At 69.1% G+C, this 1,193-nt stretch carries 3 protein-coding genes; 1 reads left to right on the top strand and 2 read right to left on the bottom strand.

The annotated features are described in order from the left end of the window. Nucleotides 1–493 (bottom strand): 2-amino-4-hydroxy-6-hydroxymethyldihydropteridine diphosphokinase (gene folK, locus BIS11_RS18030; RefSeq protein WP_253586788.1); only part of this gene is annotated, 493 nt, incomplete at its 3' end. Continuing rightward, entirely contained in the window at nt 490–870 is a 381-nt protein-coding gene (folB, locus tag BIS11_RS18025; RefSeq protein ID WP_253426163.1) for a dihydroneopterin aldolase, read from the bottom strand. The genes folB and folK, both read right to left, overlap by 4 nt. An 80-nt stretch (nt 871–950) precedes the next feature. Here folB and BIS11_RS18020 point away from each other — a divergent pair. Beyond that, nucleotides 951–1,193 (top strand): glycerol-3-phosphate acyltransferase (locus BIS11_RS18020; protein ID WP_253586787.1); only part of this gene is annotated, 243 nt, incomplete at its 3' end.

The following is a 1,193-nucleotide window of genomic DNA, read 5'->3' as shown; positions in this document are numbered from 1 at the left end:
CGCCGCGCCAGCGAAACGCCACCGGCCAGAGGCGCTGGCCGCTGAAGTCGGCGCGCTCGAAGAGCGTCTTGTAGGGCGTCTGGCAGCAGGGGTGACACTGGTCGGGCAGAAGCTCCGCCAGTGGCGTGAGCACGAAGGCACAGGAGGTGATGTCCGGGCGCGGCAGGGTGATGCCGTCGACCCGGGCGCAGGTATCGCCGACGCTCAGCAGGTCGATGTCCAGCGCCTTGGGGCGATGCCCGCCCGCCGGTGCGCCGGCGTGACGCGCCTCGAAGGCTTTGGCCCAGGCGGCGAGCGCCCCCGGCGTCCAGTCGCTTTCGAAGGCCACCACGGCGTTATGGAAGTTGGTGGGGCTGCTGATGCCGACCGGCTCGCTTTCGAACACCCGCGATACCTTGAGCGCGCCGAAGGTCGCCTCCAGGGCATCGAGGCAGGCACCGAAAGGGACGTGCGGGTCGGCGTTGCTGCCAAGGCCGAGGCAGACCAGACTCACGGCGTCTCGCCCGCCGGGCGGTCGGGCCACTCGCCGCGCTCGATCACCAGGCCCACGCTTTGGGCGGCGGGCACGGCAGCGGGCTTGCGTACCGCCAGGCGCATCCAGGTGATGGGGAACTCGCGACGCAGGCAGTCGCACAGGCGCTCGGCGAAGGTTTCGATCAGGGCGAACTGGTGCTCGTGCGCGAAGCGCTGGATTCGCTCGCTGATCGCGGCATAATTCAGGGTCAGGGCAAGATCGTCGGTGGCGGCCGCCGGGCGGATGTCGGTGGCCAGCGTCACGTCCAGGCGCAGCGACTGGGTGATGGTGCGCTCCCAGTCATACACGCCGATCACGGTGTCGATGTTCAAGCCTTCGATTAAAATACGGTCCATGCGCCTTACCCCCTTCTCGATCAGGGAGCATTGTACGTGACCCACCCGACAAGCGATACACGACGGCGGCCAGGGCCGTGATGCAGGCGCTCGATTGGATGCTGCTGGGCTACCTGAGCGGCAGCTGCCTGGCGGCTCCTTGGGTGTGCCGGCTGGCGGGCGTGGCGGACCCGCGCGCCAGCGGCTCCTGCAATCCGGGCGTATCGAACGTGCTGCGTCTCTACGGACCGCGCCTGGCTCTGGCGACGCTGGCCCTCGATGTCGCCAAGGCGATGCCTGCGGTGGCGGCGGTCAAGAGCCAAGCGCTGCCGGTCTGGGTGCAG

Source organism: Halomonas sp. 707D4, from assembly GCF_024158685.1.
Taxonomy (GTDB): Bacteria; Pseudomonadota; Gammaproteobacteria; order Pseudomonadales; family Halomonadaceae; genus Vreelandella.
The sequence above is the reverse complement of the archived record's forward strand: the minus strand, read 5'-3'. Positions and strand labels throughout refer to the sequence as shown.

What these genes read in the sequence shown, in the direction of transcription:
- folB (WP_253426163.1), bottom strand. Translation starts at nt 870, where the DNA reads ATGGACCGTATTTTAATCGAAGGCTTGAACATCGACACCGTGATCGGC.